This window comes from Paraburkholderia sp. (assembly GCF_036488795.1).
In the GTDB taxonomy this organism is placed as follows: domain Bacteria; phylum Pseudomonadota; class Gammaproteobacteria; order Burkholderiales; family Burkholderiaceae; genus Paraburkholderia.
Map to the genome: position 1 here is coordinate 38434 of NZ_DASXHA010000141.1, position 26925 is coordinate 65358.

General features: G+C 63.3%; 28 protein-coding genes and 1 tRNA gene. 21 read left to right on the forward strand and 8 right to left on the reverse strand.

Going from position 1 to position 26925, the window contains the following annotated elements; genetic code table 11:
* Positions 1-21: 21 nt before the first annotated feature.
* Positions 22-2028 carry a cation:proton antiporter gene (locus VGH41_RS20825; RefSeq protein ID WP_331599448.1) on the reverse strand — a complete coding sequence of 669 codons (2007 nt, stop codon included), beginning with the start codon at positions 2026-2028 and terminating at the stop codon, positions 22-24.
* Positions 2029-2163: 135 nt separating this feature from the next.
* Between VGH41_RS20825 and kdsD the strand changes: the two genes are divergently transcribed.
* The 11 genes from kdsD (at position 2164) to VGH41_RS20880 (ending at position 11606) form a co-directional block, all read left to right on the forward strand.
* A complete protein-coding gene (gene kdsD, locus VGH41_RS20830) occupies positions 2164-3147 on the forward strand; it encodes an arabinose 5-phosphate isomerase KdsD (protein WP_331599449.1) in 984 nt (327 codons plus the stop codon).
* On the forward strand, positions 3147-3710 hold the full coding sequence (locus tag VGH41_RS20835; protein WP_331599450.1) for an HAD family hydrolase: 564 nt from the start codon (positions 3147-3149) through the stop codon (positions 3708-3710). Before kdsD ends, VGH41_RS20835 begins: the two co-directional genes overlap by 1 nt.
* Entirely contained in the window at positions 3707-4315 is a 609-nt protein-coding gene (gene lptC / locus VGH41_RS20840) for an LPS export ABC transporter periplasmic protein LptC (protein WP_331599451.1), read from the forward strand. Before VGH41_RS20835 ends, lptC begins: the two co-directional genes overlap by 4 nt.
* Positions 4316-4334: 19 nt before the next feature.
* Entirely contained in the window at positions 4335-5006 is a 672-nt protein-coding gene (lptA, locus tag VGH41_RS20845) for a lipopolysaccharide transport periplasmic protein LptA (protein WP_331599452.1), read from the forward strand.
* A gap of 5 nt (positions 5007-5011) precedes the next feature.
* Entirely contained in the window at positions 5012-5794 is a 783-nt protein-coding gene (lptB, locus tag VGH41_RS20850) for an LPS export ABC transporter ATP-binding protein (protein WP_331599453.1), read from the forward strand.
* A 184-nt stretch (positions 5795-5978) separates the two neighbouring features.
* Positions 5979-7487, forward strand: a complete 1509-nt coding sequence (locus tag VGH41_RS20855; protein ID WP_331599454.1) for an RNA polymerase factor sigma-54 — start codon at positions 5979-5981, stop codon at positions 7485-7487.
* Between the two features lie 171 nt (positions 7488-7658).
* A complete protein-coding gene (gene hpf, locus VGH41_RS20860) occupies positions 7659-8018 on the forward strand; it encodes a ribosome hibernation-promoting factor, HPF/YfiA family (RefSeq protein ID WP_090684953.1) in 360 nt (119 codons plus the stop codon).
* Positions 8019-8309: 291 nt separating this feature from the next.
* Positions 8310-8825 (forward strand): PTS sugar transporter subunit IIA, encoded by a 516-nt coding sequence (locus VGH41_RS20865; RefSeq protein ID WP_137955000.1) that lies wholly within the window; start codon positions 8310-8312, stop codon positions 8823-8825.
* A 132-nt stretch (positions 8826-8957) separates the two neighbouring features.
* Positions 8958-9926 (forward strand): HPr(Ser) kinase/phosphatase, encoded by a 969-nt coding sequence (gene hprK, locus VGH41_RS20870; RefSeq protein ID WP_074263299.1) that lies wholly within the window; start codon positions 8958-8960, stop codon positions 9924-9926.
* Positions 9927-10041: 115 nt separating this feature from the next.
* Positions 10042-10935, forward strand: a complete 894-nt coding sequence (rapZ, locus tag VGH41_RS20875) for an RNase adapter RapZ (protein WP_331599455.1) — start codon at positions 10042-10044, stop codon at positions 10933-10935.
* Positions 10936-10973: 38 nt separating this feature from the next.
* On the forward strand, positions 10974-11606 hold the full coding sequence (locus tag VGH41_RS20880) for an LON peptidase substrate-binding domain-containing protein (RefSeq protein ID WP_331599456.1): 633 nt from the start codon (positions 10974-10976) through the stop codon (positions 11604-11606).
* Between the two features lie 37 nt (positions 11607-11643).
* Here the strand turns inward: VGH41_RS20880 and mutY are convergent, their stop codons facing one another.
* Both mutY and mutM read right to left on the reverse strand, forming a co-directional pair.
* A complete protein-coding gene (gene mutY, locus VGH41_RS20885; RefSeq protein ID WP_331599457.1) occupies positions 11644-12768 on the reverse strand; it encodes an A/G-specific adenine glycosylase in 1125 nt (374 codons plus the stop codon).
* 5 nt (positions 12769-12773) lie between these two features.
* Positions 12774-13604, reverse strand: coding sequence for a bifunctional DNA-formamidopyrimidine glycosylase/DNA-(apurinic or apyrimidinic site) lyase (mutM, locus tag VGH41_RS20890; protein WP_331599458.1), 831 nt, complete (start codon positions 13602-13604; stop codon positions 12774-12776).
* 87 nt (positions 13605-13691) lie between these two features.
* Between mutM and VGH41_RS20895 the strand changes: the two genes are divergently transcribed.
* From VGH41_RS20895 to hisC, 8 genes are all read left to right on the forward strand, one after another.
* The gene (locus VGH41_RS20895) at positions 13692-15533 is read left to right on the forward strand and encodes a tetratricopeptide repeat protein (protein ID WP_331599460.1); all 1842 of its coding nucleotides are present in this window, start codon (positions 13692-13694) and stop codon (positions 15531-15533) included.
* Positions 15533-16177: a lipoprotein insertase outer membrane protein LolB gene (gene lolB / locus VGH41_RS20900; RefSeq protein WP_331599461.1), complete on the forward strand. Its 645-nt coding sequence runs from the start codon at positions 15533-15535 to the stop codon at positions 16175-16177. The genes VGH41_RS20895 and lolB overlap by 1 nt, the downstream gene beginning before the upstream one ends.
* A 34-nt stretch (positions 16178-16211) precedes the next feature.
* Positions 16212-17093 (forward strand): 4-(cytidine 5'-diphospho)-2-C-methyl-D-erythritol kinase, encoded by an 882-nt coding sequence (gene ispE / locus VGH41_RS20905; RefSeq protein ID WP_331599462.1) that lies wholly within the window; start codon positions 16212-16214, stop codon positions 17091-17093.
* A 52-nt stretch (positions 17094-17145) separates the two neighbouring features.
* Positions 17146-17222, forward strand: a tRNA-Gln gene (locus tag VGH41_RS20910).
* Positions 17223-17267: 45 nt separating this feature from the next.
* Positions 17268-18224 (forward strand): ribose-phosphate pyrophosphokinase, encoded by a 957-nt coding sequence (locus VGH41_RS20915; RefSeq protein WP_331599479.1) that lies wholly within the window; start codon positions 17268-17270, stop codon positions 18222-18224.
* Positions 18225-18379: 155 nt separating this feature from the next.
* Entirely contained in the window at positions 18380-19003 is a 624-nt protein-coding gene (locus VGH41_RS20920) for a 50S ribosomal protein L25/general stress protein Ctc (protein WP_331599463.1), read from the forward strand.
* A gap of 130 nt (positions 19004-19133) precedes the next feature.
* The gene (pth, locus tag VGH41_RS20925) at positions 19134-19736 is read left to right on the forward strand and encodes an aminoacyl-tRNA hydrolase (protein WP_331599464.1); all 603 of its coding nucleotides are present in this window, start codon (positions 19134-19136) and stop codon (positions 19734-19736) included.
* A 10-nt stretch (positions 19737-19746) separates the two neighbouring features.
* Positions 19747-20817: a histidinol-phosphate transaminase gene (gene hisC / locus VGH41_RS20930; protein ID WP_331599480.1), complete on the forward strand. Its 1071-nt coding sequence runs from the start codon at positions 19747-19749 to the stop codon at positions 20815-20817.
* 88 nt (positions 20818-20905) lie between these two features.
* On the opposite strand, the gene VGH41_RS20935 is transcribed toward hisC, so the two are convergent.
* The 3 genes from VGH41_RS20935 to rsmD all read right to left on the reverse strand — a co-directional run bounded on the left by VGH41_RS20935 (position 20906) and on the right by rsmD (position 22470).
* Positions 20906-21163: a YfhL family 4Fe-4S dicluster ferredoxin gene (locus tag VGH41_RS20935; protein WP_013337947.1), complete on the reverse strand. Its 258-nt coding sequence runs from the start codon at positions 21161-21163 to the stop codon at positions 20906-20908.
* 65 nt (positions 21164-21228) lie between these two features.
* Positions 21229-21741, reverse strand: coding sequence for a pantetheine-phosphate adenylyltransferase (gene coaD, locus VGH41_RS20940; RefSeq protein WP_331599465.1), 513 nt, complete (start codon positions 21739-21741; stop codon positions 21229-21231).
* Between the two features lie 114 nt (positions 21742-21855).
* Positions 21856-22470, reverse strand: coding sequence for a 16S rRNA (guanine(966)-N(2))-methyltransferase RsmD (gene rsmD, locus VGH41_RS20945; protein WP_331599466.1), 615 nt, complete (start codon positions 22468-22470; stop codon positions 21856-21858).
* Positions 22471-22748: 278 nt separating this feature from the next.
* On the opposite strand from rsmD, the gene ftsY reads away from it, so the two are divergent.
* Positions 22749-23900, forward strand: a complete 1152-nt coding sequence (ftsY, locus tag VGH41_RS20950) for a signal recognition particle-docking protein FtsY (protein WP_331599467.1) — start codon at positions 22749-22751, stop codon at positions 23898-23900.
* A gap of 117 nt (positions 23901-24017) precedes the next feature.
* Here the strand turns inward: ftsY and maiA are convergent, their stop codons facing one another.
* Both maiA and VGH41_RS20960 read right to left on the reverse strand, forming a co-directional pair.
* Complete coding sequence (gene maiA / locus VGH41_RS20955; protein ID WP_331599468.1) at positions 24018-24662, reverse strand: maleylacetoacetate isomerase; 645 nt, start codon at positions 24660-24662, stop codon at positions 24018-24020.
* 44 nt (positions 24663-24706) lie between these two features.
* Positions 24707-25405, reverse strand: a complete 699-nt coding sequence (locus VGH41_RS20960) for a fumarylacetoacetate hydrolase family protein (protein ID WP_331599469.1) — start codon at positions 25403-25405, stop codon at positions 24707-24709.
* Positions 25406-25698: 293 nt separating this feature from the next.
* Here VGH41_RS20960 and ybiB point away from each other — a divergent pair, with 293 nt between their 5' ends.
* Positions 25699-26673: a DNA-binding protein YbiB gene (ybiB, locus tag VGH41_RS20965; protein WP_331599470.1), complete on the forward strand. Its 975-nt coding sequence runs from the start codon at positions 25699-25701 to the stop codon at positions 26671-26673.
* The last annotated feature ends 252 nt before the right edge of the window (positions 26674-26925 follow it).

A 26925-nucleotide genomic window follows, 5' to 3' on the forward strand; every position in this document is an offset into this window, starting at 1 on the left:
GGCGAACTGCAAACACCCGTTTCAGGCAGCGGTGGCCGCGCCCGCCCGGCGATGCCGCGACAGGCGCTCTTCGGCGGCGGCGAGCGCTTCGGGCAAGCCGCGCAACACGACGATGTCGCTCGCGCGCAGCCTGGTCGACGGGTCCGGCTCCACGCCGCGAATGCCGTGACGGCGGATCGCCGTCACCTCGACGCCGAGCTCGAACAGCCCCAGCTCCGCCAGCGTGCGGCCCACCGCGTCCGCGCTTTCGTCGACCGGCACCGATTGTAGTCGCACCTGCTCATGGCTGTCGTCGTCGCCGACGTCGTCGGCGCCGTGGAAGTAGCCGCGCAGCAGACTATAACGCTCGTCGCGCATCTCCTCGACACGGCGCACCACCCGCCGCATCGGCACGCCCATCAGCACCAGCGTGTGCGATGCGAGCATCAGGCTGCCTTCGACGATCTCCGGAATCACCTCCGTCGCGCCCGCCGCCAGCAGCTTTTCGAGGTCGGCGTCATCCACGGTACGCACGATCACCGGCAGGGTCGGCTCCAGTTCGTGGATGTTGTGCAGCACGCGCAGCGCCGACGGCGTATTCGCGTAGGTGATGGCCACCACGGCCGCGCGGTGGATACCCGCCGCCAGCAGCGACTCGCGCCGCCCGGCATCGCCGAACACCACGGACTCGCCCGCCGCCGCGGCCGCCGTGACGCGATCGGGGTCCAGATCCAGCGCCACATACGACAGCCCTTCGTGTTCGAGCATGCGCGCGAGGTTCTGCCCGGCGCGGCCGTAGCCGCAGATGATCGTGTGGCCGCTTTGCTTCAGGCTTTGCGTGGCGATCCGGGTCATCTGCAAAGACTGCATCATCCATTCGGTCGAGGACAGCCGCAGCACGATCCGATCCGCATTCTGGATCATGAAGGGCGCGGCCAGCATGGAAAGCAGCATGGCGGCGAGGATCGCCTGCAACAGCGTGGCATCCACCAGATGCTTGTCGAGAATCAGGTTCAACAGCACGAAGCCGAATTCGCCGGCCTGGGCAAGCCCGATGGCGGTGCGCATCGCCACGCCCGGGGAGGCGCCGAACAGGCGCGACAACGCGGTGATCATCACCACCTTCAACACGATCGGCCCAATCAGGAAGGCCAGCACGATCAACGGATGCGTCCAGATCACGACCGGATTGAGCAGCATGCCGGTGGTGACGAAAAAGAGGCCGAGCAACACGTCGCGGAACGGCTTGATGTCTTCCTCGACCTGATGCCGGTAAGGCGTCTCGGCAATCAGCATGCCCGCGATGAACGCGCCGAGCGCCAGCGACAAGCCGAACTTGTCCGTGATGAACGCCGACCCGAGCGTCACGAGCAGCAGGTTCAGGATGAACAGCTCCTGCGAGCGGCGCCGCGCGACCACATTGAACCAGCGCGTCATGAAGCGCTGCCCGACGATCAGCAGCAACGCCAGCGCAACGACGATCTTCACCGCCGCCAGTCCGAGCGACGGCACGAGGCTCTCAGGGTTGCCGCCCAATGCCGAGATGACGATCAGGAGCGGCACCACCGCCAGATCCTGGAACAGCAGCACGCCGAAGATGTTGCGGCCATGCTCGGTTTCGATCTCGAGCCGGTCCGCCAGCATCTTGCTGACGATTGCCGTGGACGACATGGCGAGCGCGCCGCCCAGCGCGACGCTGCCCTGCCACGTGATGTGCATCCAGCGCTCCAGCACGAAGCCGAGCGCGACCGCCACCGCAACCGTGCCAATCACCTGCAGAAGGCCCAGACCGAACACCAGCCGGCGCATTGCGCGCAGCTTGGCGAGCGAAAACTCCAGGCCGATCGAGAACATCAGGAACACCACCCCGAATTCGGCCAGATTCTGCGCGCCCCGCGAATCCGGAACGATGCCGAACGCGTGCGGTCCGACGACGATGCCCACCGTCAGGTAGCCGAGCATGGGCGGCAGGTTCAGGAAACGGAAAACGACGACGCCCGCCACCGATGCCAGCAGCAGGAACAGCGTCATTTCGAGCGGGGAAATCATCTGAAAGCGTCCTGGTTCGTCGTCGTAACCATCGCACGCAAACCGCCGTGCGACAAGGTTGAGGGGCCGGTTAGGGCAACGGCCGGGCAGAGCGCGCCCGGCGCGGCGAACAAACGCCTTTGCTATACTCCGCGAATGATAGCGAAAATCAATGGCGACCGGGCACTTGCGCTTGCTCGCGACGTGCTCGACATCGAAGCGGACGCCGTGCGCGCGCTTCGCGATCAACTCGACGAAGGTTTCGTCGAGGCGATCGATTTCATCTTAAGCTGCCGCGGCCGCGTGGTCGTCTCGGGCATTGGCAAATCAGGGCATGTGGCCCGCAAGCTGGCGGCCACCTTCGCCAGCACCGGCACGCCCGCCTTCTTCGTGCATCCGGCCGAAGCGAGCCACGGCGACCTCGGCATGGTCACCGCCGACGACGTGTTCGTGGCCATGTCCAATTCCGGCGAATCCGAAGAGCTGATCGCGATCCTGCCGCTCGTCAAGCGCCTCGGCTCCAAGCTGATTGCGATCACCGGCAAGCCCGGTTCGAGCCTCGCGCAACTGGCCGACGTGCATCTGAACGCCGGCGTCGCGAAGGAAGCCTGCCCCATGAATCTCGCGCCCACCGCCAGCACCACCGCCGCGCTCGCGCTCGGCGACGCGCTGGCCGTGGCGGTGCTCGACGCACGCGGCTTCGGACCGGACGACTTTGCGCGTTCGCATCCGGGCGGTGCACTCGGCCGGCGCCTGCTCACTTATGTGCGCGACGTCATGCGTACCGGCGATCAGGTGCCGATGGTGATGCCCGAGTCCACAGTACGCGACGCGCTGTTTCAGCTGACCGCCAAGCGCATGGGCATGACGGCGATCGTCGACGAGAACCAGCGCGTCAAAGGCATCTTCACCGACGGCGACCTGCGCCGCGTGCTCGAACGCAGCGGCGACTTCCGCGCGCTGCCGATCGCCTCCGTGATGACCGCCGGCCCGCGCACCATCGGTCCGGATCATCTGGCCGTCGAAGCGGTGGAACTGATGGAGCGCCATCGCATCAACCAGATGCTGGTGGTCGACGACACCGGCAAGCTGATTGGCGCGCTCAATATGCACGACCTTTTCTCGAAGAAGGTGATCTGATGGCTGCCGCTCCCCTTACTGCCACTGAACGCGCCCGCCGCGTCAAGCTGATGATTTTCGACGTCGACGGTGTGCTGACCGACGGCGGCCTGATGTTTACCGCCGAGGGCGACACGATGAAGTCGTTCCACTCGATGGACGGCCACGGCGCGAAGCTGTTGCGCCAAGCCGGCATCGAAACGGCGATCATCACCGGCCGCAAGTCGGGCATCGTCGCCGTGCGCGCGCAAGAGCTGAAGATCACGCATCTTTACCAGGGCATTGAAAACAAGCCCGCGGCCTTTGCCGACCTGCTCAAGCAGACCGGCATGACGCCCGAGGAATGCGGCTACATGGGTGACGACTGGGTAGACCTCGCGGTGATGCTGAAGGTCGGCTTTGCCGCGGCGCCCGCCAACTCGCATCCTGAAGTGATCGCGCGCGCCCACTGGGTGAGCGAAGCGCGCGGCGGCCACGGCGCGGTGCGCGAAGTGTGCGATACCCTGCTGCGCGCGCAGAACAAATACGACGCACTGCTCGCGGCAGCCTGCAGCGGCGAGCAGCAGAAGGGCCTTGTCGGATGAACCAGTTTCGCCTGACTTCGCTGATCCCGCTGGTCGCGATGGCCGCGCTCGCCGGCATCACGTGGTGGCTGCTGCAAGCCACCGCGCCGCCGCCGCACGAAGGCGAGGTGAAGCCGAAGGAACACACGCCGGACTACTTCGCCGATAACTTCTCGGTGTCCGAACTGGATCAGTCCGGCGCCACGCAGTACCGGCTGACGGCCACCCATCTGATCCATTATGAAGACGACGAATTGAGCGACCTCGTCAAGCCGGCTATCCGCGCATTCCAGCCTGGCAAGCCGATCGTCACGGCAACCGGCGACACCGGCAAGGTGAACGGCGACGCGTCGATCGTCGATTTGTACGACAACGCCCGCATCCTGCGCGCCGCCGGCGACGGCGACCCGCAGATGCAGGCCGATTCCCAGCATTTTCGGGTGCTGGTCAACGACGATGTGATCGAGACCGAAAAGCCGGTTAAACTTCAGCGCGGCCTGTCTGTCATGACGGCCAGCGGCATGAACTACAACAACGTCACCCGGGTTATGCAGCTGTTCGGCAACGTCCGCGGCGCGATTGCCGCGTCCGACGCCGCCGGCAGCTCCCTGAAGCAACCCGGGTAATCCATCTCAGCGTGACTGCATGAACGAATCGTTCCACCGTTTTGATACTGGCCGCTTGCGCGCGCTTTACGCGTGCCGCGCCGGACTTGCCGCGCTGCTGGTCGCATTGCCGTTTGCCGGCTTCGCGCCGCTCGCGCACGCCGAACGCGCCGACAAGGACAAGCCGCTCAACATTGAAGCGGACAACATGACGTACGACGACCTGAAGCAGGTCAACATCTTCACCGGACACGTCGTGGCCACCAAAGGCACGATCGTGATCAAGGCCGATCGCGTCGAAGTCACCCAGGATCCGCAAGGCTATCAGTACGCCACCGGCACCTCCAGCGGCGGCAATCTGTCGTATTTCCGCCAGAAGCGCGAAGGTTTGAACGAATATGTCGACGGCACTGCGGTTCGGATCGACTACGACGGCAAGCTGGATCTCACCACGCTCACCACCAACGCCACCGTGAACCGCCTGCAGGGCCTGTCGACGGTGATGGACACGGTGCACGGCAGCGTCATCACCTATGACGGCCAGAACGACTTCTACACCGCCAAGGCGGGTAAGGACGTCGCGGGTCCGGGCAATCCTTCGGGCCGCGTGCGCGCGATGCTCTCGCCGCGTAACGGCGGCGCTGCGCCGCTCACCGGCGCTTCGGCTACGCTCGCGCCGTCCAACACGATTCAGGGAGCCCCCACGCAGTGAACTCAGTGAATTCGCCCTCCCTCCCCCATCGCAAGCCGGCTGGGACCAGCAGTTCGCTGGTAGTTCGCAACCTGAAGAAGCGCTATGGCTCGCGCACGGTCGTCAAGGACGTGTCGCTCGACGTCAAAAGCGGCGAAGTGGTCGGTCTGCTGGGCCCGAACGGCGCGGGTAAGACCACCTCGTTCTATATGATCGTGGGGCTCGTACCGCTCGACGCCGGCGAAATCGACCTGGACGGCAAGTCCATCAGCCTGCTGCCAATTCACAAGCGCGCCTCGCTCGGTCTGTCGTATCTGCCTCAGGAAGCCTCGGTTTTTCGCAAACTCTCCGTTGAAGAGAATATTCGCGCCGTGCTGGAACTGCAGCTCGGCGACAACGGCAAGCGCCTCTCCAAAGACACCATCACCACCCGCACGGAAGCGCTGCTCGACGAGCTGCAGATTGCGCATCTGCGCGGGAATCCGGCGCTGTCGCTGTCGGGTGGCGAGCGGCGCCGCGTGGAAATTGCGCGCGCGCTGGCCACCAATCCCAGCTTCATCCTGCTCGACGAACCGTTCGCCGGCGTCGACCCGATCGCCGTGCTGGAAATCCAGAAGATCGTCAAGTTCCTGAAGCAGCGCAATATTGGCGTGCTGATTACGGACCACAACGTGCGCGAAACGCTCGGCATCTGCGACCATGCATACATCATCAGCGACGGCAGCGTGCTCGCCGCCGGCGCGCCGGGCGACATCATCGAAAACGAAAGTGTGCGGCGCGTCTATCTAGGCGAACACTTCCGCATGTAACTGCGCGAGGGGCGCGCCCGGCGGCACAACTTGCCGCCTGCCCCTTGCTGCGGCGGCCAATCCGTATTTTTGACAATCCGGGCCGCCCGCCTCCTCGCAAACCCCATCCGGGTGCGCGCGTTATTGCGAATGTCGCAAGGTATCGCGCTCGTGGCAAACTCTTTACAATGAATCTCAACTTGCCATGAAAGCCAGCCTCCAACTCCGCCTGTCGCAGCATCTTGCGCTGACCCCTCAACTGCAACAGTCCATCCGGCTGCTGCAGCTGTCTACGCTTGAACTGCAGCAGGAGGTCGCGATGGCGATCGCGCAAAATCCCCTGCTCGAAAACGAAGACGACTGGATCGCCAGCCCGTTGCGGGTCGCCGCGGACGGCTCGCTGATCGCTCAGGCGCCCAATAGCGCCCCGGCCGAACAGATGGGCAACGGCTCGTCGTCCAGCAGCAGCACGGAGCGAGCGGAGAGCGGCGAGCCGCAAGGCGTCGACGAGTACAACGGCCTCGCCTCGGACAACAACGGCGACTCGACGCAGTGGAATCTCGACGACTACGGCCGCTCCGGCACCGCCTCCGACGACGACGACCTGCCCCCGCTGCAAATCCACGAATCGAGCACCTCGCTGCGCGATCACCTGATGGCGCAGCTACGCGTGACCCAGGCGGGCCAGCGCGATCGCGCGCTGATCACGTTCCTGATCGAATCGCTCGACGACGACGGCTATCTCACCGCCACCCTCGAAGAGGTGCAGGCGGATCTGCCGGAAGAGCTAGAAGTCGATCAGGACGAGCTGAACGCCGCGCTCGCCCTGCTGCATAGCTTTGACCCGGCCGGCGTGGGCGCACGCTCCGCATCCGAATGTCTGAAGCTGCAATTGTTGCGGCTGCCGTCCTCGCCGACCCGCACGCTCGCGCTCGACATCGTCGCTCACCATCTGGAGCTGCTCGCCGCGCGCGACTTCACGCGTCTGCGCAAGCATCTGAAGGCCAGCGACGACGACCTGCGCGACGCCCACGACCTGATCCGCTCGCTCGAGCCCTTCCCGGGCGCAGCGTACGGCAAGGCCGAAGCGGACTACGTCGTGCCGGACATCATGGTGCGCAAAACGTCGCAGGGGTGGCAGGCCGAACTGAATCCGGAGGTGGTGCCGAAGCTGCGCATCAACCATCTGTATGCGAACATTCTGCGCAATAACCGGGGCGATCCGGGCAGCGGTTCGCTGCGCCAGCAACTCCAGGAAGCACGCTGGCTCATCAAGAATATCCAGCAGCGTTTCGAAACCATCCTCAGGGTTGCGCAAGCCATTGTGGAGCGCCAGAAGAGCTTTTTCGTACATGGCGAAATTGCCATGCGGCCCTTGGTTTTGCGGGAGATTGCTGATACGCTGGGCCTACACGAGTCAACTGTCTCCCGTGTGACAACCGGCAAATACATGCTGACCCCATTTGGGACGCTTGAATTTAAGTACTTCTTCGGATCACACGTTTCAACGGACACGGGCGGCGCGGCGTCTTCCACGGCCATACGCGCGCTCATCAAGCAACTGATAGGAGCGGAAAACACCAAATCTCCTCTTTCAGACAGCCGCATAGCCGAACTGCTGGCGGAGCAAGGATTCGTGGTCGCACGCCGAACCGTCGCGAAGTACCGCGAAGCCCTCAAGATTCCGGCAGTCAACCTGCGCAAGTCTCTGTAGCCCGTCGCCTTCTGTGGCGGGCATTTTCCGGCCGCTCCGCTGTTGGCGGACAGGCCGGCCGATGCGACCTGCCAGAAGTCAGTCAACGGGGGACGACTCAGGCGAGCCGACAGATCGACCGGTACTGCCTCCTTCGTGTGGATCAAGCGGCCACTAGCTTGGAGAAGCACTATGAATCTGCAGATCAGTGGACACCATCTCGAAGTAACGCCAGCGTTGCGAGAATACGTGATCACCAAACTGGATAGGGTGCTAAGACATTTCGATCAGGTGATCGATGGCAGTGTGGTCCTCTCGGTCGACAACCACAAGGAAAAGGAAAAGAGGCAGAAGGTTGAAATCAACCTGCATCTGAAAGGCAAGGACATCTTTGTCGAGAGCTGTGACGGCGACCTGTACGCCGCGATCGATCTGATGATCGACAAGCTCGACCGGCAAGTCATTCGTCACAAGGATCGCCTGCAAGGTCATCAGCACGAAGCGATCAAGTATCAACCGCTGGCGCCGCAAGTGGAAGTGCCGCCGCAATAGGGGAACCAGAAGGTTTTCCTTATTTGTTTTCTGATCCAGACTTTTGCGCATACCGCCCGGCAACGGGCGGTTTTTCGTTGCAGGCGGCGCCTCGCCCAGCGCCTTCATCAAGGGGCGGCAATTCGCCGCACTCCGGCAGACCGCCATGATCTATGCATGGCGCGCCGCACCAGGCACGTCCACGCTGTTCTATAATGGGCCGGTTACCATCGGGGTCAATCGGGGTTATTCAGCCGGAGTCCTGCGCTTTCGGGCTCCCGGGCACATCGCCGTGAGCATCAGTCGTCGAGAATGGAACGCCACTCAAACGCCACAGCGAGGAGTATCCAGGCCACGTTTCCGCCTGCCAACATGAATCGTTTAGCCAAATTTCTTCCCCTCGAAAACGTCGTCGTCGGTCTATCCGTCACCAGCAAGAAGCGCGTTTTCGAGCAAGCGGGCCTGATCTTCGAAAACCAGAACGGCATCGCCCGCAGCACGGTCACAGACAATCTGTTCGCGCGCGAGCGCCTCGGGTCGACGGGGCTCGGCGAAGGCGTCGCGATTCCGCATGGCCGGATCAAAGGCTTGAAGCAGCCGCTCGCCGCGTTCGTGCGTCTGGCAGAACCCATCCCCTTCGAGTCGCCCGACGGTCAGCCGGTATCGCTGCTGATCTTTCTGCTGGTACCCGAGCAGGCCACCCAGCAACACCTTGAAATCCTGTCGGAAATCGCCCAATTGCTCTCGGATCGCGAAGCTCGCGAGCGCTTGCATACGGAAGAAGATCGCGAAGCGTTGCATCGGCTGCTCACTCAGTGGCAACCTTGATGCCTCAGCGGCAAACCGCACGCGCGCGGGTTCAGCCCCGCCGCGTCGAAACCGGCTCGTGCCGGCCAGCCGGGCTGCGCTAACGCAGCCGGCACAGCGGAAATAAGCGGCCCACATTGGAGTCACGGACTCATGGATACGTCCAGCATCAACGCCCAAAGTATTTTCGACGACAACGCCGCCATGCTGAAACTCAGCTGGCTGACGGGGCATGAAGGCTGGGAGCGCGGCTTCTCGGCGGAAACGGTGGCCAATGCCACCTCGAGCGCCGACCTTGTCGGCCACTTGAACCTGATTCACCCGAACCGGATTCAGGTGCTCGGCGACGCCGAAGTCGACTATTACCAACGGCAGAGCGAAGAAGACCGCTCGCGCCACATGGCCGAGCTGATCGCCCTCGAACCGCCGTTTCTCGTGGTCGCAGGCGGAGTCGCCGCGCCGCCGGAACTGGTTCTGCGCTGTACACGTTCATCCACACCGCTTTTTACTACACCCATGTCGGCCGCCGCTGTCATCGACAGCCTGCGTCTGTACATGTCGCGCATTCTTGCGCCACGTGCCACGCTGCACGGCGTATTTCTCGACATCCTCGGCATGGGCGTGCTACTCACCGGCGACTCGGGTCTCGGCAAAAGCGAACTCGGCCTCGAACTGATCAGCCGCGGCCACGGTCTGGTGGCGGACGACGCGGTGGATTTCGTGCGTCTCGGACCTGATTTCGTCGAAGGCCGCTGCCCGCCACTGCTGCAAAATTTGCTGGAAGTGCGCGGTCTGGGTCTGCTCGACATCAAAACTATTTTTGGTGAGACCGCGGTGCGTCGCAAAATGAAGCTGAAGCTGATCGTTCAGCTGGTGCGGCGCCCGGATGGTGAATTCCAGCGTCTGCCGCTGGAAAGCCAGACTGTCGACGTACTGGGGTTGCCCATCAGCAAGGTCACCATCCAGGTGGCGGCCGGCCGCAACCTCGCCGTGCTGGTGGAAGCCGCCGTGCGCAATACGATCCTGCAATTGCGCGGTATCGACACGTTGCGCGACTTCATGGACCGCCAGCGTCTGGCCATGCAGGACCCGGACAGCCAGTTTCCCGGCAAGCTGATCTAGGCTCGCCGACCGTTCGCGCAGTACACGCAGCACCCGGCACGCAGGCGCTAGACGGCAGACGGGCGCGCGCCCGGGGAGCAGATGCTATGATGAAACGTACAGATTTCACCACTCCATGCGCATTATTCTGATCACCGGTATTTCCGGCTCCGGCAAATCCGTTGCGCTCAACGCGCTTGAAGACGCGGGCTACTACTGCGTCGACAATCTGCCGCCGCGCTTTCTGCCGCAACTCGCCACCTACCTCGCCGAAGATGGGCAAGACCGTCTCGCGGTGGCGATCGACGCGCGCTCGAGCGCCTCGCTCGACGACATGCCCGCGATGATCCGCGACCTGTCGCGCGAGCACGACGTGCGTGTGCTGTTCCTCAACGCCAGCACCCAGGCGCTGATCCAACGTTTTTCCGAAACACGCCGCCGCCATCCTCTGTCCGGTTCGACCGCGCATGACGCCGACGTGGGCTTGCTGACCTCGCTTGAAGAGGCAATCGAACGCGAGCGTGAACTCGTCGCCAACCTGGCGGAGTTCGGTCATCAGATCGATACCAGCAATCTGCGCGCGAACGTGCTGCGTGCATGGGTCAAGCGCTTCATCGAACAGGAACACAGCGGTCTCGTGCTGATGTTCGAATCGTTCGGCTTCAAGCGCGGCGTGCCGCTCGACGCGGATTTCGTCTTCGACGTCCGCACCCTGCCCAACCCGTACTACGATCATGAACTGCGCCCGCTCACGGGTCTCGACAAACCGGTCATCGACTTTCTCGGCGCGTTGCCCGTCGTGCATGACATGATGGGCGACATCGAAATGTTCCTCGTCAAATGGCTGCCGCACTTCCGTGACGATAACCGCAGCTACCTCACCGTTGCGATTGGCTGCACCGGCGGCCAGCATCGGTCCGTGTTCATTGCCGAGACGCTCGCCGCGCGTCTTGCGAAGCAGGCAAATGTGATCGTGCGGCACCGCGATGCGCCGGTCGACGTCGGCGAATCATCGAAGCTAGTGGCTTAACCGGCCGCATTGCGCGGCCTTAACTGAAGTGTTGCGCCATGTCCTCTACTTCCGTGCTTGCCGATGTGCCGCTCTTTCCATTGCACACGGTGCTGTTTCCCGGCGGCCTGCTGCCCCTGAAGATTTTCGAAGCCCGCTATCTGGACATGGCGCGCGACTGCCTGCGAGAAAAAACACCTTTTGGCGTATGTCTGCTGAAAAGCGGCGGTGAGGTCGCGCAGCCGGACGAGCCTTCGGTGCCGGAGAGCATCGGCTGCCTCGCGGAAATCGAGGAATGCGACGTCGAAACCTTCGGCATGTTGCTGATCCGCGCGCGAGGCACGCGACGCTTCAGGCTGCTCTCGCATCGCGTGCAGCCAGACGGATTACTGGTGGGAATGGCCGAACCATTGGGCGACGACGTGCCGCTCGAAGGCAACCAGCAACTGGCTAAATTCGGCGCCTGCGCCGAAGTGCTGGAACGCATCATTGCGACGATTCGCGAGCGCGACGCGGACAGCCTGCCCTTCGCCGAACCGTTCAAGCTCGATGATCCTACGTGGGTGTCGAACCGGCTTTCGGAAGTGCTGCCGATTGCGTTGCGGGCGCGGCAAAAGCTGATGGAGTTGCAGGACGCCGGCGCGCGCATCGACGTGGTTCATCACTATATGCAGCAGCATCAGTTGCTTTAGGGTGCTGGCACGGCGCGCCTGATGCCGTGCCATGCCTCTACAGCAACGACCCCTGCAGACCGTCCAATAACTTGCGCACCGGCGCGGGCACACCGTACGCATCGATCTCGCGCAGTGGCACCCATACGGTCTCCGCGTCGCCGAGCGCGGCGCTGCCGCCCCCCACACGATCCAGTTCGGCGAGGCGCGGTTCGATATCCAGCTTGAAGTGGGTGAACGTATGCGTGAGCGGCGCCAGCGGCGAAACCGCGCCGTCACCGCCAAAGTCGCGCGCGCGGCCCGCGAGCGCCGCTTCGTCGGGCGCCTCCGGCAAGCTCCACAGGCCGCCCCAGATACCCGTTGGCGGGCGCTTTTCCAGCATCACCGCATCACCGTCACGCAGCACCAGCATCCAGGTACGGCGGGTCGGCACGGCCTTCTTCGGACGTGCCGCCGGCAGCTGACGTTGCCGGCCGGTCACATTCGCCACGCAGTCGGGGGCGAACGGGCAGCGGACACAGTCCGGCTTGCCACGCATGCATAGCGTCGCGCCGAGGTCCATCAAGCCCTGAGTGTAGGCACTCACATCCGCTTCGCTCGCGTTTGAAGGCAATAAGGATTCAGCCAGCGTCCACATGGCGTTTTCAACGCGCTTTTCGCCCGGAAAGCCTTCCACGCCGAACACGCGGGCAAGCACGCGCTTGACGTTGCCGTCGAGAATCGTCGCGCGTGCGCCGAAGGCAAATGATGCAATTGCCGCAGCAGTCGAGCGCCCGATGCCCGGCAGATCGGCAAGCGCTTCGACGGACGCCGGAAAGGCGCCGCCATGCAGTTCGACCACCGCCTGCGCACACCGATGCAGATTGCGCGCGCGCGAGTAGTACCCGAGACCGGCCCACAGGGCCATCACATCGTCGATCGGCGCTGCGGCCAGCGCAGCGACATCGGGAAAGCGCGCGAGGAACCGCGCGTAGTACGGAATCACCGTCGACACCTGGGTTTGCTGCAGCATGATTTCCGACAACCAGATGCGATACGGGTCACGCGTGTTCTGCCAGGGCAGGTCGTGGCGGCCGTGCTGGCGCTGCCAGGCAATCAGGCGAGCGGAAAAATCCGGCAAGGCGGGGGCGGCAGGCGCGACGACTGAGGTGGCTACGGCGGACGGCGTCAAGCGAGAGGGCATGAGAATTAGCGCTGGCAGGTCGGACAAAAATAAGTGGAGCGCTGCCCCTGCACGATCTGCCTGATCGGCGTTCCACATACGCGGCACGGCAGCCCCGCGCGATCATAGACGAAATAGTCCAGCTGAAAGTAGCCACTTTCACCGTTACTGCCGACGAAATCCCGCAGTGTGCTGCCGCCCTTTTCGATGGCGGCAGCCAGCGTCAAACGCACGGCGTCGGCCAGCAGGTCATAGCGCACCAGCGACACGCGGCCGGCAGCGGTCGTCGGGCGGATGCCAGCGCGAAACAGGCTCTCGGAAGCGTAAATATTGCCCACTCCTACGACGATCTCACCGGCCAGCAACGCCTGCTTGACAGAAACCGTGCGCCCGCGCGTCTGCCGGTGCATCAACGCGCCCGAAAACGCCGGCGAAAACGGCTCCACGCCCAACCCGGCGAGCAGCGGATGCTCCAGCACGTCGCCCGCCTCGCGCGGATGCCACAGGACGGCACCGAAGCGCCGCGGATCGCGATAGCGGAGAATGAACTCATCGAAGATCCAGTCCACGTGATCGTGCTTTGCAGCGGCCGGCAGGTGCGGCAGATTGCGCAGAACGCGCAGCGTACCGGTCATCCCGAGGTGCACAATGAACCAGCCCGCGTCGAGTTCGAACAGCAGGTATTTGCCGCGCCGCTCGACCTTGTTGATGACGCGGCCGCGCAAGGTTCTCGCAAGGTCGGCCGGAATCGGCCAGCGTAGTGCGGGCGTGCGCACATCCACGCGCTCAACCCGGCGTCCGGATACGTACGGCTCGATTCCCCTTCGGGTAACCTCAACTTCTGGCAACTCTGGCATGTCTTACTGGTCTGCAACTTGCGTGAGTGGTTGTGCGCTTATTGTAGCGAGCGCGTTACAATCGTCCGAAACATTGAACGGATTTCCATGAACTTGTCCTTCGTGAAGCTGTTTTCGAAGCGCCCGGCGCGTGCGGCGCGGGTGCCGCACGCCGTGTCTGCTCGCCGTATGCTGGGCGCTGCAGCACTGGCCGTATGGGCGCTCGCCGCCTTGCCTGCGCACGCGCAGGATCCATCTCCGGATACGGACGACAACTCCGTCACCATCCCGGACGCGCTGGGGCCTCAGTCCGCCGAGGATCAGAAAGATCTGCCCGGCATCCCGCTGTCGAGCCAGATCGTCTTCCAGGTGCTCGCGGCCGAAGTCGCACTGCAGCGCGGCCAGCCCGCTCCCGCCTATCAGACGTACCTCGCGCTTGCGCGCGACACGCATGATCCGCGCATGGCGCAACGCGCAACCGAAATTGCCCTCGCCGCCCAGAGTCCTTCCGACGCCCTGGCCGCCGCGCAATTGTGGCAGCAGTATGCGCCCACCTCGGAGCGCGCGGCGCAACTCGATGCGTCGCTGCTCGTGCTGTCCGGCAAACCGGACGACGCCGAGCCGCTGCTGGCCCGCGAACTGGCCAAGGTTCCGCCTGAAAATCGCGGCAGCGCCATTCTCGCGCTGCAACTGCTGCTCTCGCGCGGACCGAACCGGGTCGGCGGCCTGCATGTATTGCAGGACCTGCTCAAGAACGATATGAACCGGCCGGAAGCGCTACTGGCGATTGCCCGGCAGCAGATCGCCGCGGACGACGCTCCGGGTGCGAAAAAATCGCTCGAGCAGGCGCTGGCCATCAAGCCCGACTACCTGCCGGCCGCGCTGACCCTGTCGCAGATGGGACCGGAAGAGCGCAAGGAAGGTATCGCGTCGCTCGAAAAGTATGTGCAGCAGAATCCGAAGTCGCATGACGCGCGCCTTGCGCTCGCGCAGATGTACCTCGCAAGCGACCGTCTCGACGACGCGCAGAATCAGTTCGAGATCATGCACAAGGACAACGCGAACGACCTGACGCCGCTGATGGCGCTCGCGCTGATCAACATTCAGAAGAAAGACTTCAAAGACGCCCAGCCGTTTCTGCAGCAGTACGCGCAGAAGGCGGAGAAGACGCCGGGCGCGGATGCGGGTCAGGCGTACATCTACCTCGCCCAGATCTCGCTCGAGCAGAAAAACGACGCAGCCGCGAGCGACTGGCTCAACAAGATTGCGCCGTCCAGCCAGCAATACATACCCGCGCAGATCACGCGCGCCCAGTTGCTCGAAAAGCAGGGTAAGCCGGACGACGCCCGCAAGCTGCTGGCCAGCCTGCAGCCGCAGGACCCGCGCGATCAGGCACTGATCGCGCGCACGGACGCGGCCATCCTGTTCGATTCGAAACGCTATACGGAGGCGGAAACCCGCCTGGCACAAGCCACCGCGGATTTCCCCGATGACCCGGACCTGACCTACGACTACGCCATGGCGGCCGAAAAGAACGGCCACTATGACGTGATGGAAGCGCAGTTGCGCAAGTTGATCGAAACGCAGCCTGACAATCCGCAGGCGTACAACGCGCTTGGCTACTCGCTTGCCGACCGCGGCTTGCGGCTGCAAGAAGCGAACAAGCTGATCGAGAAGGCTTCGTCGCTGGCGCCGGACGACGCGTTCATCATGGACAGCGTGGGCTGGGTCAAATATCGCCTCGGCGACACGGCAGACGCGATCAAGCTGCTGCGCAAGGCCTACGACATGCAGCCGAATGCGGAAATCGGCGCGCATCTGGGTGAAGTGCTGTGGAAGACGGGCGACCAGGATCAGGCCCGCGCGACCTGGCGCGAAGCGCGCAAGCTGGAACCTGACAACGATACGCTCCTCAAAACGCTCAAACGTTTTCAGGTGAACGATCTCTGATGCTCATCACGAACCGCTCCACCCGTTTTGCCCGTTATACCCAGGCGCCGCGCCGCGCGGCGCTTGGGTTCGCAGTGGCCGCCGCCGTGGTGCTCGCCGGTTGTGCGTCGGTCAAGCCCCAGGGGCCGTCCACTTCGAATGCCGCCACGGCCGTCACCGCGCAGACGACTCGCGCGTATCACGGTCGCTTCGCGGTGCAGTACGTGGACCAGAACGGCGCGCAGCGCAACGCCTACGGCAACTTCGCATGGCAGGAAACTGGCGATACGGTCAGCCTGCAGCTGCGTAACCCGCTTGGGCAGACGCTCGCCATCGTGACGTCGTCGCCGGCTTCGGCGTCGCTCGAACTGCCGAACCGTCAACCGCTCACCGCAGACAATGTGTCGACGCTGATGCAGAATGCGCTCGGTTTTGCGTTGCCTGTCGAAGGTCTTCGCTACTGGCTGCAACCCTCGCCCGCACCGACCTCGAAGGCGCAGACCGAGCAGGATCCGCAGCAGCCGTCGCGTCTGAAGGAAATTCGTCAGGACGGCTGGACAATCGACTATGTGGCCTACGCGGATGCGCCGGCCACTGGCGTGAAGCGCGTCAACCTGTCCCGCGACGAACCGCCGCTCGCTATCAAGCTCGTGCTCGACCAGTAGCGCGCGCTACCCTACCCGTTTTTTGCCTCGCCTCATGATCGAAACGACCGATTCGCTGCGCGATTGCCCTGCGCCAGCGAAGCTCAATCTCTTCCTGCACATCACCGGCCGTCGCCCGGATGGTTATCACGCGCTCCAGACCGTCTTCCAGTTGCTCGACTGGGGTGACACGCTGCATTTCACCCGTCGCGCTGACGGCAGCATCACGCGTAGCACCCACGTGCCGGATGTTCCGCCCGAACACGACCTGACCGTGCGCGCCGCGACCCTGCTGAAGACGCATACGGGCACCGCGCAAGGCGTGGATATCGAAATCGACAAACGGCTGCCGATGGGCGCGGGTCTCGGCGGCGGCAGCTCCGACGCGGCCACCACGCTCCTCGCGCTCAACCGTCTGTGGAAGCTCGATCTGCCGCGCATCGAACTGCAGGAGCTGGCGCTGAAGCTCGGCGCGGATGTGCCATTTTTTGTTTTTGGAAAAAATGCGTTCGCAGAGGGTGTCGGAGAAGCATTAGAGGTTGTACAATTGCCGCCGCGTTATTTCCTGGTTGTGACGCCACGGGTTCATGTTCCAACTGCAGCGATTTTTTCCGAGAAATCGTTGACAAGAGATTCAAAACCCCTCACAATTACGGACTTTCTTGCACAACATAGTTGCAGCGCAGAATGGCCTGACAGTTTTGGCCGAAATGACATGCAGCCAGTTGTCGTGGGAAAATACGCGGAAGTTGCGCAGGTGCTTCGATGGTTTGATAACATCGCGCCGGCGCGGATGACCGGATCGGGTGCAAGCGTTTTTGCAGCGTTTCGTAGTCGCGGTGAAGCAGAGCTGGCGCAAGCCAAACTGCCCGGCGACTGGAACAGCGCAGTAACAGCAAGCCTGGATACGCATCCACTCTTTGCTTTCGCGTCATAAGTTTTGCATCGTCGAGCGGTCCTACACGCTCGGTGAAGCTCAAAGTTAGTGTAGGGGAGTCGCCAAGTTGGTTAAGGCACCGGATTTTGATTCCGGCATTCGAGGGTTCGAGTCCTTCCTCCCCTGCCAAAAATTCTCGCATTTCCTCGCCCCCCAGCCTGAAGCAGGTGCATGATGAGCAGCCATGACGGCCTGATGGTTTTTACTGGCAACGCAAATCCGGCGCTTGCACAAGAAGTCGTAAAAATCCTCGGTATTCCCCTCGGCAAAGCAATGGTCAGCCGTTTCTCGGACGGCGAAATCCAGGTCGAGATTCAGGAAAACGTACGTGGCAAGGATGTCTTCGTCCTGCAGTCCACCTGCGCACCGGCGAACGACAACTTGATGGAACTGATGATCATGGTCGACGCGCTCAAGCGCGCATCCGCCGGCCGGATCACTGCAGCCATTCCCTACTTCGGCTATGCCCGTCAAGATCGACGCCCGCGTTCGGCGCGCGTCGCCATCTCGGCGAAGGTCGTGGCGAACATGCTGGAAATCGCCGGTGTCGAGCGGATCATCACGATGGATCTGCACGCTGACCAGATTCAAGGTTTCTTCGACATTCCGGTCGACAACATCTACGCAACGCCCGTGCTGCTTGGCGACCTTCGCAAGCAGAATCACGAGAACCTGCTGGTCGTGTCGCCGGACGTCGGCGGCGTGGTCCGCGCCCGTGCACTGGCAAAGCAGCTGAACTGCGATCTCGCCATCATCGACAAGCGCCGCCCCAAGGCGAATGTCGCTGAAGTGATGAACATCATCGGTGAAGTCGAAGGCCGTACCTGCGTGATCATGGACGACATGGTCGACACCGCGGGCACGCTCTGCAAGGCCGCTCAAGTGCTGAAGGAACGCGGTGCAACCAAGGTGTTCGCGTATGCGACGCACCCGGTGCTGTCGGGCGGTGCCGGCGAGCGTATCGCCGCGTCGGCTCTGGACGAGCTGGTTGTGACCGATACGATCCCGCTCGGCGAAGAAGCTCGCTCGTGCGCCAAGATCCGCTCGTTGACGAGCGCCGGTCTGCTGGCCGAAACGTTCTCGCGCATCCGCCGCGGCGATTCGGTCATGTCGCTGTTTGCAGAAAGTTAAGTATTTGCGAAGGCGCAGCGTGATTCACGTTGCGCTTTTGCACAATCGGCATGAACGAACGAAGGTTCGTGTCGTCGAGTCTGGGGCCTCAGCCAGAATGGCGTGAAGGCCCCGTTTTTACTGCCTGGTCGCGGGCAGTGCATTGGAGATTCAAGATGAAAGTAGTCGCTTTCGAGCGTTCCCTGCAAGGTACGGGTGCGAGCCGCCGCCTGCGTATTTCCGGCAAGACGCCGGCAATCGTTTATGGCGCTGGTGCTGAACCGCAAATGATCGAACTCGATCACAACGCGTTGTGGCACGCCCTGAAGAAAGAAGTTTTCCACTCGTCGATCCTCGATCTGGAAATTGGCGGCAAGTCGCAACAGGTTCTGCTGCGCGACGTGCAATACCATCCGTTCCGTCAGCTCGTGCTGCACGTGGACTTCCAGCGCGTCGACGCCACGAAGAAGCTGCACACCAAGGTACCGCTGCACTTCATGAACCAGGAAACCAACCCGGCCGTCAAGCTGTCGGGCGCGGTGATCTCGCACGTTCTGAACGAAATCGAAATCGAGTGCCTGCCGTCAGCACTGCCGGAATTCCTCGAAGTCGACCTCGCGAAGATCGAAGCGGGTCACACAATGCACGCCAAGGACATCGTCCTGCCGGCAGGCGTTGCCCTGGTTGCACACGTTGAAGCTGAAAACCCGGTTATCGCTTCGGCGACGATCCCGGCTGGTGCGGTCGCTGAAGGCGACGCTGCCGCTGCTGCAGGCGAAGGCGAAACGCCGGCTGCGTAAGCTGCACAGCGAGTAATCCTCTCGATCCGTTTCAATGGAACGGACGATGTGACCCGCCGCGGTTCGCCCCGGCGGGTTTTTTTTCGGTTTTTTTCTGGTCGCGTGGTCCGCCGCCGACCTGCATCCAATCATGATCAAGCTGATCGTGGGGCTCGGCAACCCGGGCGCCGAATACACTGCGACGCGTCACAACGCCGGTTTCTGGCTGGTGGATCAACTGGCGCGCGAAGCGGGCACGACCCTGCGCGACGAGCGCCGCTTTCACGGCTTCTATGCAAAGGCGCGTCTGCACGGCGAAGAAGTACATCTGCTGGAGCCGCAAACCTACATGAACCGCTCGGGTCAGTCGGTCGTCGCGCTCGCGCATTTCTTCAAGATCCTGCCCGATCAGATTCTCGTCGCCCACGACGAACTGGATTTGCCGCCCGGCAGCGTCAAGCTGAAGCTTGGCGGCGGCAGCGGCGGTCATAATGGCTTGAAGGACATTTCCGCGCATCTGTCGTCGCAGCAGTATTGGCGGCTGCGGATCGGCATTGGCCATCCGCGCGACCTGATTCCCGAGGCCGCGCGCGCCGGCGCGAAGCCGGACGTCGCCAACTACGTGCTGAAGCCGCCGCGCCGTGAAGAACAGGACGTGATCGATGCGTCGATCGAGCGCGCGCTCGTGCAGATGCCGCTCGTCGTCAAGGGCGAGATGGAGCGCGCGATGATGCAGCTGCATCGCAATGCCTGAGGAGGCCCAGTTGAGCCGCTACTGGAGTGACATCGTTCATCGTCTGACGCCGTATGTGCCGGGCGAACAACCCGCGCTGGCCCATCCGGTCAAGCTCAATACCAACGAGAACCCGTATCCGCCGTCGCCGCGTGTGCTGGAGGCGATTCGCCGCGAGCTGGGCGATCACGCGGAATCGTTGCGGCGCTATCCGGACCCGACCGCGCGCAAGCTGCGCGAGACGGTCGCCGCGCATCATGGCATCCGCGCTGAGCAGGTGTTCGCAGGCAACGGTTCGGACGAGGTGCTGGCGCTCGCCTTCCAGGCGCTCCTGAAGCACGACAAGCCGATTCTGTTTCCGGATATCACGTACAGCTTCTACCCGACCTACGCGCGGCTCTTCGAAGTCGAGTACCAAACCATTCCCTTAGATGACGCGTTCGCGATCCGCGTCGACGACTACGCACTGCCCAACGGCGGCGTGCTGCTGCCGAATCCGAATGCGCCGACCGGTCACCCTCTGCCGCTCGCCGAAATTGAGCGGCTAGTGGCCGCACATTCGGACTCGGCGGTCGTGATCGACGAAGCGTATGTGGATTTCGGCGCGCAGTCTGCGATTGCCCTGATCGACCGCTATCCGAATCTGCTGGTGGTGCAGACTGTCTCGAAGTCGCGCTCGCTGGCGGGCATGCGGGTGGGCTTTGCGTTTGGGAATGCCGATCTGATCGACGCGTTGACCCGCGTGAAGGACAGCTTCAACTCGTACCCGCTAGATCGGCTCGCGCAAGCGGCCGCAGCCGCCGCCTATGAAGACGACGCGTGGTTCCGCGACACCTGCGCCAAGGTCGTTGCGAGCCGCGAGCGACTGTCGGCGGGACTGGGCGCGCTCGGCTTCGACGTGGTGCCGTCGGGAGCGAACTTCGTATTCGCCCGCCACCGGGGCCACGATGCGGCCACACTCGCCGCGCGGCTTCGGGACAAGGAAATCTTCGTGCGCCATTTCAAGGCGCCGCGCGTGGATCAGCATCTACGCATCTCGATCGGCACCGAAGCCGAATGCGACACGCTGCTTCAAGCATTGCAGGATATTCTGCGCGCGTAAGCGGGATAACCCGGCGGGAACAAACAGAATCAGACGGTCAGGACGAGGCTCACGATGGGCCTCGCCAACCTGCGCCAACGCCGATCAATCAGGCGCTCTTCGCGGCCTGCAGCGCGTGATACTTCGCCATCAGGCCTTCAGGCGTTTCCAGGTGTTCTGGATCGCGCGGAATGCACTCCACCGGACACACCTGGATACACTGCGGCTCATCGAAATGACCGACGCATTCGGTACATTTCTTCGGGTCGATCACATAGATTTCCGGGCCCATCGAAATTGCGTCGTTCGGGCACTCAGGCTCGCAGACGTCGCAATTGATGCACTCGTCGGTAATCATCAGGGCCATACTTCTCTCACTTCACGCCGGCATACCGCCGGCTGTCAATCCGTCAATCCGACAGTTTACGCCGGTTAGGGCTGCTTCGCCGGACCGTCCTCCTGGCCGAGCAGGGCAACCTTGTCCTTCAGCCATTTCTCGACGGACGGGAAGACAAATTTGCTGACATCGCCGCCCAGTTGCGCAATTTCGCGCACGATAGTGCCCGAAATGAACTGGTACTGATCGGACGGCGTCATGAACATGGTTTCGACGTCCGGCAGCAGGTAGCGGTTCATGCCGGCCATCTGGAACTCATATTCGAAGTCCGACACGGCGCGCAGGCCACGCACGATCACGCGGGCATTGTTGGTGCGCACGAAATCCTTCAAGAGGCCCTTGAAGCTCATCACCTGCACGTTTGGATAGTGACCGAGCACTTCGTGAGCGATGTCGAGGCGCTCTTCGAGTGTGAAAAACGGCTTTTTGTTACGGCTATCCGCTACGCCGACCACCAGCGTGTCGAAAATGCTCGACGCGCGCCGGACGAGGTCTTCGTGACCGCGCGTCAGCGGGTCAAAGGTACCCGGGTACACGGCGACTACCATGAGACTTCTCCTGTCTTCAGACGAAAGGGCACGTCAAGCGCGCCCGCTGGACGCGTTTGCCGCCGCTCGCGCACGTGACGGCTGGCCGTCCGGGCGCCTGTTTTAGAACGCGCATTATTCCTCATTTTCGCGCTGCAGCAAATGATAGTGGACCGCCCCAGCCTTTCCCTGACGGACCATGCTCCAGCCCGCCAGCGCGGGCGTCTGCGCGATGTCGAGTGCGTCGCCCGCTTCGACGTAGAGGAAACCTTCGGCGCTCACGAGCGGCGCCGCCAGCTCCAGCGCGCGCGCCAGCAGATCGGAGTCGAACGGCGGGTCGAGGAACACGACGTCGAACGAACCCGGGGCGAGGCTTGCTGCAAGGCGCAGCGCGTCGGCCTCGGCAATTTCAATGGTATTAGGCAGCAGGCGCGCCTGATTGGCGCGCAACTGGCCGGCCGCCCGCGAATTGCGCTCGACCATCAACACCCGCGCCGCGCCGCGCGACGCAGCCTCGAAGCCGAGTGCGCCGCTGCCGGCGAACAGATCGAGACAGCGCAGGCCGTCCAGACGCTGTCCGAGCCAGTTGAAGAGCGTCTCGCGCACGCGGTCGGGCGTGGGCCGCAAACCGTCGAGGTCGAGCACCGGCAGCGGCGTACGCTTCCAGTCACCGCCGATGATGCGGATTGCGTGCGGTTTGCCGCGGCCAGAGGGAGCGCTGCGCGCGCGGGAAGGAGAAGAACTGGGCATGCAGATTCGAACGGTAGACAGTGTGCCCGCGGCGCGTTGCTGCACGCGGGTAGGAGCGCCAACGTTACCACACGGGGGCGATCAGGCTCAGTGGGGCCTGACCTGGCCAGCCGGCTATTGCGACGCCGTTAGCCATGCCTTTGAGCGACGCCCTTAGGCATGCCTGATAAAATGACGGCCTTCCAGCGCCTTGCATCCCGCATTGCCACGCTGCCTGCCGCTGCCCCCGGACAACCACCGGCTGCGCGCACCGGCGCTCGCTCTCACCACGCCAGATCATGTTCAGCTTTTTCAAACGATTGAAGGGTTCGAAAGGGCCCGACGCAGCGCCGGAAGACCAGCAGGCGGCGCAGGAATCCGCCGCGCCGGCCGCCGTCGACGCGCCTGTGCAGATGCCGCCGGCGGTGCCCAAGGCGTCCGCCGTGGCCGCCGCGCCGGCCACGTCCGCTTACGCCGAGCCTCAGCAGCCGGACGACAGCGCGCTCGAAACCGTCGAAATCGTGCCGCCGCCCGTCCCCGAAGCCACGGCCAGGAAATCCTGGCTGACCCGGCTAAAGAGCGGCCTGTCGAAGACCAGTTCGAACATCACGGGTATCTTCATCGGCGCCAAGATCGACGAAGATCTGTATGAAGAGCTCGAAACCGCCCTGCTGATGTCCGATGCGGGCGTCGAAGCCACGGAATTCCTGCTCGAAGCGCTGCGCGAAAAAGTACGCGCCGAACGCCTCACGGATCCGCAGCAGGTGAAAGCCGCGCTGCGCACGCTGTTGATCGACCTGCTCAAGCCGCTCGAAAAGTCCCTGATGCTGGGCCGCGCCCAGCCGCTCGTGGTGATGATCGCCGGCGTGAACGGTGCCGGCAAAACCACCAGCATCGGCAAGCTCGCGAAGCATCTCCAAAGCTTCGACCAGTCGGTCTTGCTGGCCGCCGGCGACACGTTCCGGGCCGCCGCGCGCGAACAGCTCGCCATCTGGGGCCAGCGCAACAACGTGACGGCCGTCTCGCAGGAAAGCGGCGACCCGGCTGCGGTGATCTTCGACGCAGTCGGCGCAGCGCGCGCGCGCAAGATCGACGTGTTGATGGCCGACACCGCCGGCCGTCTGCCGACGCAGTTGCATCTGATGGAAGAACTGCGCAAGGTGAAACGCGTGATCGGCAAAGCCATGGACGGCGCGCCGCACGAAGTGCTGCTCGTCATCGACGCGAACACCGGGCAAAACGCGCTCACCCAGGTGAAAGCGTTCGACGACGCGTTGGGCCTGACCGGCCTGATCGTCACCAAGCTCGACGGTACGGCCAAAGGCGGCATTCTTGCCGCGATTGCGCGGCAACGTCCGGTGCCGGTGTATTTCATCGGCGTCGGCGAAAAGGTCGAGGATCTGCAGCCGTTCAGCGCCGAAGAGTTTTCGGATGCCTTGCTCGGCAGCTAGGCGTAAACCGCTAACCCGAAGCGCACAGCGCGCAAACAAAGGGCGCCCCATGCACGGGGGCGCCTTTTGCGCTTTTCAGCCAGACCCACCGCCTGACCACTCACGTAAGACCCAGCCTCATTCAGCATCCGGCTGCACGCCAGGCGCAGCCCGCGCGAAGGCATCCATCTGCGACGCGTAATCGTTGATCCGCTGGATGGTCGGAAACGGCGCCAGATCGATCTTGAAGCGTTGCGCGTTGAACACCTGCGGCACGAGACACGCATCGGCCAGCGTCGGCGTGTCGCCGAAACACAGCTTGCCGGTGCGCGAATCGCTCGCCAGATGTTCTTCGAGCGTCGCAAAGCCGCACTCCACCCAATGCCGGTACCACGCATCCTTCGCCGCGTCGTCCACTCCCAGCGTGTGCTTAAGATATTTCAGCACGCGCAGGTTGTTCAAGGGATGAATCTCGCAAGCGATCTGCAGCGCCGCCGAACGCACATAGGCGCGATCGGCAGGCGCCTTCGGCAACAGCGGCGGCTCGGGATGGGTTTCTTCCAGATACTCGATGATGGCCAGCGACTGCTGCATCACGTGGTCGCCATCGATACACGTGGGCAGGATCGCATCCGGGTTGAGCTTGCGATACTCGGGCTTGAGCTGCTCGCCACCGTCGCGCAACAAATGAACCGGCGCGTAGTCGTACGGCAGATTCTTCAGATTCAGCGCAATGCGTACCCGATACGCCGCCGAGCTACGAAAATAGCTGTAAAGCTTCATGCCTGGGTGTCTCCTCCCGTCGCACTCGGAATAGGGTTCTGGACTTAGACGACGCGCACGTTCAGCTCACCCAGTCCATCCACACCACCCTTCATCAGATCGCCCTTGACCACGGCGCCCACGCCTTCGGGCGTGCCCGTGAAGATCAGGTCGCCGGGATGCAGTTCGAACAACGTCGACAGATAAGCGATCGTCTCCGCCACCGACCAGATCAGTTGCGAGACATCGGAGCGCTGCTTTTCCTCACCGTTGACGCTCAGCCAGATCGCGCCTTGCGCCACTTGACCCACGGCCGACACCGGATGGATCGGGCCGAGCGGCGCCGAGTGATCGAAGCCCTTCGCCGTATCCCACGGGCGGCCAAGCTTTTTGGCTTCAGCCTGCAGGTCGCGGCGCGTCATATCGAGACCCAGCGCGTAACCGTAGACGTGCTCCAGCGCCTCATCGACCGGAATGTTCTTGCCGGCCTTGCCGATGGCCGCGACCAGTTCCATTTCGAAGTGCACGTTCTTCGATTGCGGCGGATACGGGAATTCGCCCGTCGCGCCCGGCGCCACGTACACGACCGCGTCAGCCGGCTTGCTGAAGAAGAACGGCGGTTCGCGGTCCGGGTCATGGCCCATTTCACGCGCATGAGCCTCGTAATTCCGGCCCACACAGTAGATGCGACGCACCGCGAATTGATCGCCGGACCCGACGACCGGCACCGCGACGACCGGCGCGGGAGCAAACACGTAACTCATCCCGTTCTCCATCCTTATGAATAAGCACCGCGAGCGCGGCAAGAAAGCATCGAGTTTAACGCGCCGGTAAAAGCGGCGTGCGCGGCGGCCGCAGCCGGGTGTCGCAGCGCATCCGCGCGGCAGTCCGGTCCTCCTCGCCGACCATGAACACGCGAGGCCGCTGCGGCCAACTTGCAAGATCGCAGCAGATGCGATACTCCGTACAGGAGCCATTGTTTTCGTTTGTGTGGTCCTTTGAACACCCCTGGCCGCCCGCTTCAGGCGGCGCGCCATCAAGCCCCGAATACAGTCCGATGACCGAATCAGCCGACACCGCCTCCTCCGTCTTCCCGTGCGCCCGCTTTATCAAGGAGATCGGCCGGGGGCCCAACGGCGCCCGCGCGCTGACGCCCGAGGACACCCATACGCTGTATAGCGCGATGCTGGATGGCCGCGTCGGCGATCTGGAACTGGGCGCGATCTTGCTGGCGTACCGGGTCAAAGGCGAAAGCGCCGATGAACTCGCCGCCATGCTGGCCGCCGCCCGCGCGTCGTTCGAGCCCATTCACGTTGCTCAAGGGCCCTATCGCCCGGTTTCCATTCCAAGCTACAACGGCGCGCGCAAGCAGCCGAATCTGGTGCCGTTGCTCGCGCTGCTGCTGGCCCGCGAGGGTGTGCCGGTGCTGGTGCACGGTGTCACGGAAGACCCCGGACGAGTCACCAGCGCGGAAATTTTCACGCATCTGCAGATCTCGCACGCGCAAACGCACGCGCATATCGAAGACAGCCTGGCCGCGCGCCGCCTGGCGTTCGCGCCGATCGCCACCCTCGCGCCCAAGCTTGCCAGGCTGCTGGCGCTGAGGCGTCGGATGGGCGTGCGCAACTCCACCCATACGCTCGTCAAGATCCTGCAGCCGTTCGCGCCGCCGGGCCTGAGGCTCGTGAACTACACGCATCCTCCGTATCGCGAGAGCCTCACGCAACTGTTCAGCACCCATCCCGATGCAGCCGAGGGCGGCGCGCTGCTGGCACGCGGCACCGAGGGCGAAGCGGTCGCCGACACGCGCCGTCAGGTGCAGATCGACTGGCTGCATGACGGCATCTGCGAAACGCGGGTGGCAGCCGAGCGCTCGTCGGCGGATGCGCCCGAGGTCGAACTGCCGGAAGCGCGTGACGCCGCCACCACCGCGCTATGGATCGATGCCGTGATGCGTGGCGAGGCGCCCGTGCCGGGCGCGATCGAACGGCAAATCGAAGTAATCGTGGAGATCGCCAGAACGCCCGTGTGACCGGTTGTACGCCGGACTGGCAGCACGCACGCAGCTGCGCGCAACGGCGTATTGCGCGGATCGGCGGTTGACACACCCCGGTCCGCTCGAATACATTCGTCCAATGCGTTCCCTTCCGAACACCCTCCGAATTACCTCCGGCCGCCTCGCGCGGCCCCTATCGCTACGTCTAGCGTAAGCCAGGCGTAGCGCCGCGCGTTGCTGGTTTGCGCGGTCCTCAGAGCAGTCCCGCAGTTCTGTTTCACTCCAACT

Bases quoted from the DNA above. Each gene is read 5' to 3' on its own strand.
- VGH41_RS20825 (WP_331599448.1), bottom strand. From the start codon at position 2,028: ATGATTTCCCCGCTCGAAATGACGCTGTTCCTGCTGCTGGCATCGGTG.
- kdsD (WP_331599449.1), top strand. From the start codon at position 2,164: ATGATAGCGAAAATCAATGGCGACCGGGCACTTGCGCTTGCTCGCGAC.
- VGH41_RS20835 (WP_331599450.1), top strand. From the start codon at position 3,147: ATGGCTGCCGCTCCCCTTACTGCCACTGAACGCGCCCGCCGCGTCAAG.
- lptC (WP_331599451.1), top strand. From the start codon at position 3,707: ATGAACCAGTTTCGCCTGACTTCGCTGATCCCGCTGGTCGCGATGGCC.
- lptA (WP_331599452.1), top strand. From the start codon at position 4,335: ATGAACGAATCGTTCCACCGTTTTGATACTGGCCGCTTGCGCGCGCTT.
- VGH41_RS20855 (WP_331599454.1), top strand. From the start codon at position 5,979: ATGAAAGCCAGCCTCCAACTCCGCCTGTCGCAGCATCTTGCGCTGACC.
- hpf (WP_090684953.1), top strand. From the start codon at position 7,659: ATGAATCTGCAGATCAGTGGACACCATCTCGAAGTAACGCCAGCGTTG.
- VGH41_RS20865 (WP_137955000.1), top strand. From the start codon at position 8,310: ATGGAACGCCACTCAAACGCCACAGCGAGGAGTATCCAGGCCACGTTT.
- hprK (WP_074263299.1), top strand. From the start codon at position 8,958: ATGGATACGTCCAGCATCAACGCCCAAAGTATTTTCGACGACAACGCC.
- rapZ (WP_331599455.1), top strand. From the start codon at position 10,042: ATGCGCATTATTCTGATCACCGGTATTTCCGGCTCCGGCAAATCCGTT.
- VGH41_RS20880 (WP_331599456.1), top strand. From the start codon at position 10,974: ATGTCCTCTACTTCCGTGCTTGCCGATGTGCCGCTCTTTCCATTGCAC.
- mutY (WP_331599457.1), bottom strand. From the start codon at position 12,768: ATGCCCTCTCGCTTGACGCCGTCCGCCGTAGCCACCTCAGTCGTCGCG.
- mutM (WP_331599458.1), bottom strand. From the start codon at position 13,604: ATGCCAGAGTTGCCAGAAGTTGAGGTTACCCGAAGGGGAATCGAGCCG.
- VGH41_RS20895 (WP_331599460.1), top strand. From the start codon at position 13,692: ATGAACTTGTCCTTCGTGAAGCTGTTTTCGAAGCGCCCGGCGCGTGCG.
- lolB (WP_331599461.1), top strand. From the start codon at position 15,533: ATGCTCATCACGAACCGCTCCACCCGTTTTGCCCGTTATACCCAGGCG.
- ispE (WP_331599462.1), top strand. From the start codon at position 16,212: ATGATCGAAACGACCGATTCGCTGCGCGATTGCCCTGCGCCAGCGAAG.
- VGH41_RS20915 (WP_331599479.1), top strand. From the start codon at position 17,268: ATGAGCAGCCATGACGGCCTGATGGTTTTTACTGGCAACGCAAATCCG.
- VGH41_RS20920 (WP_331599463.1), top strand. From the start codon at position 18,380: ATGAAAGTAGTCGCTTTCGAGCGTTCCCTGCAAGGTACGGGTGCGAGC.
- pth (WP_331599464.1), top strand. From the start codon at position 19,134: ATGATCAAGCTGATCGTGGGGCTCGGCAACCCGGGCGCCGAATACACT.
- VGH41_RS20935 (WP_013337947.1), bottom strand. From the start codon at position 21,163: ATGGCCCTGATGATTACCGACGAGTGCATCAATTGCGACGTCTGCGAG.
- coaD (WP_331599465.1), bottom strand. From the start codon at position 21,741: ATGGTAGTCGCCGTGTACCCGGGTACCTTTGACCCGCTGACGCGCGGT.
- rsmD (WP_331599466.1), bottom strand. From the start codon at position 22,470: ATGCCCAGTTCTTCTCCTTCCCGCGCGCGCAGCGCTCCCTCTGGCCGC.
- ftsY (WP_331599467.1), top strand. From the start codon at position 22,749: ATGTTCAGCTTTTTCAAACGATTGAAGGGTTCGAAAGGGCCCGACGCA.
- maiA (WP_331599468.1), bottom strand. From the start codon at position 24,662: ATGAAGCTTTACAGCTATTTTCGTAGCTCGGCGGCGTATCGGGTACGC.
- VGH41_RS20960 (WP_331599469.1), bottom strand. From the start codon at position 25,405: ATGAGTTACGTGTTTGCTCCCGCGCCGGTCGTCGCGGTGCCGGTCGTC.
- ybiB (WP_331599470.1), top strand. From the start codon at position 25,699: ATGACCGAATCAGCCGACACCGCCTCCTCCGTCTTCCCGTGCGCCCGC.